This window comes from Dokdonella sp. (assembly GCF_039926425.1).
In the GTDB taxonomy this organism is placed as follows: domain Bacteria; phylum Pseudomonadota; class Gammaproteobacteria; order Xanthomonadales; family Rhodanobacteraceae; genus Dokdonella_A.
Genome location: NZ_JBDSWZ010000073.1, coordinates 1 through 6,273, shown reverse-complemented (window position 1 = coordinate 6,273; position 6,273 = coordinate 1). Strand labels below are relative to the sequence as shown.

The following is a 6,273-nucleotide window of genomic DNA, read 5'->3' as shown; positions in this document are numbered from 1 at the left end:
GAGCCCGGCGACGCGCAGCGCCTCAGGGCCCATCGACGCGCCGCGGGCGCCGGCGCCAATGTCGGTGGGTGCGCCGATCAGGGAAATGGGAGGAAAGTTCTGCATGGGATTTTCGCTCGATGGCGCTGTCTGCGCGCCGGAAGATCCGCCCATGATGGGCGAAAAGAGCGTTCACGTCACCGCGCACCGCCGCGATCCGTGCGTGCCACGCAGTCGCGCACCACCTCGAACAACCGCCCACTGCCTTCGCTTTTCGCGACGGTCGCGTCACATCCGGCGTCGAGAACCGCGCGCAAAACCTGCGCATCGCGTTCGACACTGAAACAGACCAGCGCCAGTCGCGCGAACCGCGGTTCCCGTCGCAGCGCCGCCACCACATCGACCGCAGTCTCGCCGCGCAACCAGTAGTCCACCACCACCGCATCGCAGGGCCACAGGGTCAGCCGCTGCCATACCAGGTCGGCACTGTCTTCCCGGCGGACCTCGCAACCGCACGCCTCCAGTTCGGCGCAGATGAAGGCCGACTGACCGACATCGTCCTCCACCAGCAGCACGCGTAGCGCAGTCGCCATCGCGACCGGAGCATCGTCGAGCTCCTGCGGACCACCCTCGACCAAATCCGCGAGGACGGCAGCGACCGGAGCGCGAAGGCGCTCGATCAGCGCCGCCGGCGCATCGCGCAAGGTCGTCGTCGCTGTTTCCCAACTGCGCAAAAGGCTGTCGGCCCGACATGCGTCGTCGCCCAGTTGCGCGTAACCGTAGGCGTGTGCGGAACCGCACAGCCGGTGCAGCTGCTGCTGCAGATCGGCGCGCACCGCCGCGTCGGCGGGTTTCGCGCAGCATGTCGCCCACGTCTTCGCGAGCGTCTTCTGCTTGCCGGTCAACGAGTCGGCATAACGGCGGCGCAGCCAGTCGACGTGCCTGCTGGAATCATTCATCGCACCCATCCATCCACTCGCCGGTGACGCGCATCATGCCGCCGATACTTGGGCGGCGGAGTGGTGTCACGATCTTTTACCTCGTTGCCCACGGCCGCGTGTTTCCGTGCGAATGCAGCCTGCCCTTATCCGACGGGCGCCCAAAGGAGTCGTGCCGTGAGCGAATTGACGCAACAGGTCCTCAGTCACCTGGATCCTTCCAGCATCGAAGCTATCGCCGCTCGTCTCGGCATTGATCCGGCTCAGGCGCAGGCGGCCATCCAGCAGGCCGTGCCGCTAGTGGTGGGCGGACTGGCGAAGAACGCGCAGACGGACGCGGGTGCCGATGCGCTGCATACCGCAGCGGCCGATCACGCCGGGACGGATTTCGGTTCGATCCTCGGCAGCGTGCTCGGAGGCGGTGGTGCGGGCGGATCGATCCTCGGCCACATCTTCGGCAACCGGCAGGACCAGGCCGCGCAGAACCTCGGCCAGGCGAGCGGGATCGGTTCGCACAGTGCCGGGCAGCTGATGGCGATGCTCGCACCGATCATCATGGCCGTGCTGGCCAACCGCACGCGCAGTCAGGGCCTCGGCGCCGGTGGTTTGGGGGGAATGCTCGGTCGGGAGTTGCAGAATCTTGGTCAGGGTGGGAACGGCGGCCTGCTTGCGTCCGTGCTGGATCAGGACGGCGACGGCAAGCTGGGCCTGGGAGATCTGTTGAAGGCGGGTTCGACGTTTTTCGGATCACGCAACGCCTGAATCGGCGACGTCGCATCGGACGGAACAGTCTTCGTAGGCCGGACGCGCTTTTCGCGGCCGGCGCTTTTCACGGTTCTTCGACGATAAAACGCACAGCGGGATGCACGACAAGCGCGGCCGCGTCGAACGCCCCTGGCCTACAACCGTGACCACTGCCATTGGAAGCCGAGCATGAACGTGCGATCCGGTGCGGATTCGAAATAGCGACCATTGGCGTCGTTGACGATCACCGAGCCGGCGTACTTCCGATCGAGCAGGTTGTCGATCCGAGCGAACGTGCGCATCCGCCCTGACGCCACCTCGAAGCCGTAGCCGACGTCCGCGGCCGCGACGACATACGAGGGCGCCGCGTCGGTCGCGAGATCGTTGACGTTCACGGTCGACACGTAGTCGCCCTGGACTCCGGCGCGCCAGCCGAGATCGCGGCCCCACTTGAGCGCGGCGTGCAGGTTCGTTTTCGGGATACCGGGAATGCGCGTGCCGGCGGCAACCGGCGTGTTCGGTTCGGTGCACGGAGTTCCGCTGCAGGTCAGGAACGGCGTGCGGAATGTTGCATCGATATAGGTGTAGGAGAACTGCAGGCGCCAGTCGTCGGAGAGCTGCGTCGACACTGCCGCTTCGGCACCATCGCGGCGCGCCTTCCCGATGTTCTGGTAGGTCGTGCGCCCGCCCGAGCTGGTCGCTACCGCAAGTTCGTCGGTGGTGTCTGCGCGGAACACTGCGAATGTGGCTTCGGTGCGCTGCCACGGCCGCAGCTTGGCGCCGAACTCGAGGTTGCGACTATGCGAAGGCGTCAGGTCGAACGCGAGCCCGGCGCCGCCATCGTTGCGATAGCCGAGTTCGTTGAAGGTCGGCGTTTCGAATCCCTTTCCGTACGAGGCATAGAGGTTGGCGCTGTCGGCGACTTTCCAGAGCAGGCCTGCGACCGGCGTGGTCGCGCCATAATCGACTCGACCGCTGTCGTCCGGATTCGTCGCGGTGATGTAGTGGTCGACCGAATCGAATTTGACCTGGCTGTGGCGCACGCCGGCACTCAGCGACCATGAATCGGCGAATTGCCACGTCGCCTGCGCATACTGGTCGAAGTCGCTGACGGTGTCGTCTTCATTGCGACGCAACGCGCCCTGCACGCCGAGCGTGCTGCCGATGAAATTCTCGTAGCCTTGGCGAAGCTGCGACTGGCGGTCCCATGCAATACCTGCCGCGATCTCGAACGGTCGACCGGCGAGCGCGCCTTTCCAGGTCCAGCGCACGTCGCTGCCACCATAGTCGCTGCCGAGATCCACCACGCCGCCCGAGTGCAGTGGATTGCCTTGCGTCGCGACCGGCACCGACAGGAACTGCGTGATGTCGCGCTGGCCGTAGTAGCCGAGGATGCGCAGGGAATGACCGTTGCCGAAGTCCTGGTCGAAGATCGCGCCGCCCTGATTCTGGTGCACGGTCTTGCGCGTGTTGAAGAGAATCGCCGACGCCGCGACCTGGGTCGGATCCGCATCAAACTGCGCGTGGGTCAGTCCGAGGGCATCCTGTGCTTCAGGCAGCGCCAGCGTGTTCGCAAGCAGCGTCAGCTTGCCGCCGTCGCCAATCTTGAACGAGACTTTGGCATTGCCCGATTCACGCTTCGCCCTGCTGTGATCGCGATAGCCGTCGGTCTGGAAATGTGTGACGTCGAGGTTGTAGTCGACGGGTCCGGAAACACCACGCGCATTTGCACTTGCGCGAAACGTGCCGTAGCTGGCGGCGGCAAATCCCAGATCGACGACAGGCGGATGACTGCCATCGGCGGTGAAGACCTGGATCACGCCGCCCGACGAATTGCCGTACAGCGCCGAGAATGGCCCCCGCAGCACTTCGATGCGTTCCGCCGAATCGAGGTTGAAATGCGACACCTGGCCCTGTCCGTCGGGCATCGTCGCCGGAATGCCGTCGGTGTACAGCCGCACGCCACGCACGCCGAAGGTCGAACGCGCACCGAATCCACGGATCGAGATCTGCTCGTCCTGTGCGTAATTCTGGCGATCGCGCACAAGCAGGCCGGGAATACCGCTGAGGTAATCGGACGGATTGACGCCGAGCGTGTCGGGTGTCGAGTCCATCGTGACCACGTCGATCGACGCGGGGACATCAAACGCGGGCTTTTCCGTTCGGGTCGCGGTGACGACCACGACGGGCAGATCGGTTGCCTCCGCCGACGCGTCGTCGGCGCGCGCCGTGGAAGCACCCGCCCCCGCCAGAAGAATCGCGGCGGTGGCGGGCAGCACTGTGGCAAGGACGCGGCAGCAAGGCATGTCGGCTCGGATTCAAGGGCGAGCCGGCGATGCTAAGTCATGCTCTTCGCTCCAACGCGGGTTTGCCGGTCAGATTTTCCCGAGCAACAGCAAAATCACGATAATCACTATGACCAGGCCCAAACCGCCGGATGGGTAATAGCCCCAGCCACTGCTGTACGGCCATGAGGGCAAGCCTGCAACCAGCAGGACGATGAGGATGAGAAGAATCAGGCCACCTGTGCTCATGAATTACTCCTGGTCGAGGATTGCAGCGGGAATGCACTCGTGGCGCAGCGCAAGAAGATCGGCTTCGATATCGCTGGCGCTGGCGCCAACGCCGTAGGTGCCGGCCAGCCATTCGGCTGCCACCTGGGGACTGGCTTCGGCGCGATCGAACAGGATCTCCGAATCCGCATTGGCCCACACCGTGATGTCGGAACGGTGCAACGCTTCCTGCAGCTTGATCGCGACCGCGGACAAATCGCCGCGGAGCGAGCCGGCGAGCGTCGCCTTGATGACGCGAGGCGACGTGCGCCGTGTGTTGGATGGATGTGCAAGATGCGGCATGGCGTTCCCCTCGACGAAAGACGGCAGACGATTCGGGAGCCTGTCTGACCACGGGCGCGAAGCGCTGAGACGGGTGACACGTGAACGAGGGCGGACCGTAGCGTCCGCTCACGAAACCGTTCATTAATGGAAATGGCAACGGGCGACTCTCGTTCATCTTCCATTGAGCCCGTGAGTTTTCGCTCCTTTGCGCGTGAATGCCGGTTCATCGAGCGGCGTCGACCCCTGTACGATTTTTGAAGCGGGTATGCGAAAGTCCGCAATCTGCCGACCTGCGGTGTGGTGTCCTTGAAACGTATTCCCGAAGCAAACCTGCGTCTGCTGATGCTGATGGTGAGTCTGGTGGTGATCGTCGGGGCCGGATTTCTGGTACGCCAGAATGCATCCAACGATACGGTCGAGGCCTTCCGATGGGTCGACCACACCCACCAGGTGCGATCGGCGCTGTTCGAATTGCGCGCGACGGTCAGCACCATGCACACCGCAGCGTTTGCCGCGCGGCTCAAGGGCGATGCGATCCAGTCGTCGCAAAACTACATCGACGCCAGGGATCGGATCCCGGCACTCCTCGGTCGCCTGCGCGAACTGACATCCGACAGCCCCGAGCAGCAGGAGCGCATCGGCCTGATGCGCGGACGCATCGAGCAACGGGTCGCATTGTTCGACGGTGACGAGCAGCGGGGAATCAACCCCGACAATTCGGAAATGACTGCCGAGATCGCGCGCCTTCCGATCAACGAGATTGCGGACGCCATCCTCAGCCGGGAGGAAGGATTGGTCAAGAGGCGCCAGGACGCCGCCGACGCCCAGGTGCGTACCGGCGCGTGGGTCACTGCAGTGACCGCGTTTCTGCAGATCCTGCTGCTTGGCGCGGTCATCTGGGCCTCGGAACGGCAGCTGCAGCGGCGCGTATTTGCGGAGTCGGAAACACGGACGGCGATCGGGCGGGCTCGCTTGATCGTCGAAACAGTGCGCGAACCGATCGCCGTGATCACCGGCGAGTTGCGCGTGCTGCAGGCAAACCAGGCGTTCGCCGATTTCTACCAGCTGGAACGACCGATCCTTGGCAGTCTTGTCGATGTTCCGGCGTGGCGCGATCCGGGGCTGCGCCAGCGGCTGAAGGACGTGGTGACGATGCGCCGCGAGCTGTGGGATTACGAGACCGAGCAGAGCACCGCGGCCGACACGGTACGGCACGTGGTGGTCAACGCGCGGCCGATGATCCTGCAGGACACCACCGAGCAGACTGCGCTGCTCACCGTCAGTGACGTGACGATGCGCAAGCGTTCGGAAGAGCAGGTGCTAGAGCTCAACCGCCAGTTGTCAGGCAAGGTCGCGCAGGTGACCGAGGTCAACCGCGAGCTGGAAGCGTTTTCCTATTCCGTTTCACACGATCTGCGCGCTCCACTCCGTCACATCGCCGGCTTCTCCGACAAGCTGCGTACGCAGCTGGTGAAGGACGGCGACGACAAGATGCGCCACTACTGCGAGGTCATCTCCGAATCCGCGCGGCGCATGTCGACCCTGATCGAAGACCTGCTGAGCTATTCGCGCCTCGGACGCAACGCGTTGCGCCTGCAGGCAGTCGACATGCAGTCTCTGGTGGACGAAGTGCGCTCGACACTGATGTCCTCGGTCGAGAACAGGGCGATCAGATGGCGCGTTGCGCCGCTGCCGGTCGCTGTCGCCGACGCCTCGATGCTGCGACTGGTCTGGCAGAATCTGATCGACAATGCGATCAAGTACACCGCCGGGCG

At 64.4% G+C, this 6,273-nt stretch carries 6 protein-coding genes and 1 pseudogene; 2 read left to right on the top strand and 5 right to left on the bottom strand.

The window, feature by feature from the left end:
* Positions 1-105, bottom strand: a pseudogene (locus ABIV12_RS04260) (arginase); the annotation flags it as partial.
* Positions 106-176: 71 nt separating this feature from the next.
* Positions 177-938 (bottom strand): response regulator, encoded by a 762-nt coding sequence (locus ABIV12_RS04255; RefSeq protein ID WP_348056571.1) that lies wholly within the window; start codon positions 936-938, stop codon positions 177-179.
* A gap of 156 nt (positions 939-1,094) precedes the next feature.
* On the opposite strand from ABIV12_RS04255, the gene ABIV12_RS04250 reads away from it, so the two are divergent.
* Positions 1,095-1,679 (top strand): DUF937 domain-containing protein, encoded by a 585-nt coding sequence (locus tag ABIV12_RS04250; RefSeq protein WP_348056569.1) that lies wholly within the window; start codon positions 1,095-1,097, stop codon positions 1,677-1,679.
* A 137-nt stretch (positions 1,680-1,816) separates the two neighbouring features.
* Here ABIV12_RS04250 and ABIV12_RS04245 read toward each other — a convergent pair whose 3' ends face one another.
* The 3 genes from ABIV12_RS04245 to ABIV12_RS04235 all read right to left on the bottom strand — a co-directional run bounded on the left by ABIV12_RS04245 (position 1,817) and on the right by ABIV12_RS04235 (position 4,516).
* Positions 1,817-3,967: a TonB-dependent receptor gene (locus ABIV12_RS04245; protein ID WP_348056567.1), complete on the bottom strand. Its 2,151-nt coding sequence runs from the start codon at positions 3,965-3,967 to the stop codon at positions 1,817-1,819.
* A 69-nt stretch (positions 3,968-4,036) separates the two neighbouring features.
* Complete coding sequence (locus tag ABIV12_RS04240; protein ID WP_348056565.1) at positions 4,037-4,195, bottom strand: DUF3309 family protein; 159 nt, start codon at positions 4,193-4,195, stop codon at positions 4,037-4,039.
* Between the two features lie 3 nt (positions 4,196-4,198).
* Positions 4,199-4,516: a hypothetical protein gene (locus tag ABIV12_RS04235; protein WP_348056563.1), complete on the bottom strand. Its 318-nt coding sequence runs from the start codon at positions 4,514-4,516 to the stop codon at positions 4,199-4,201.
* Positions 4,517-4,804: 288 nt separating this feature from the next.
* On the opposite strand from ABIV12_RS04235, the gene ABIV12_RS04230 reads away from it, so the two are divergent.
* A partial coding sequence (locus ABIV12_RS04230) for a histidine kinase dimerization/phospho-acceptor domain-containing protein (RefSeq protein ID WP_348056561.1) occupies positions 4,805-6,273 on the top strand: 1,469 nt, incomplete at its 3' end.

Excerpts from the sequence above, each read along its gene's own strand:
- ABIV12_RS04255 (WP_348056571.1), bottom strand. The coding sequence starts at position 938 with ATGAATGATTCCAGCAGGCACGTCGACTGGCTGCGCCGCCGTTATGCC.
- ABIV12_RS04245 (WP_348056567.1), bottom strand. The coding sequence starts at position 3,967 with ATGCCTTGCTGCCGCGTCCTTGCCACAGTGCTGCCCGCCACCGCCGCG.
- ABIV12_RS04240 (WP_348056565.1), bottom strand. The coding sequence starts at position 4,195 with ATGAGCACAGGTGGCCTGATTCTTCTCATCCTCATCGTCCTGCTGGTT.
- ABIV12_RS04235 (WP_348056563.1), bottom strand. The coding sequence starts at position 4,516 with ATGCCGCATCTTGCACATCCATCCAACACACGGCGCACGTCGCCTCGC.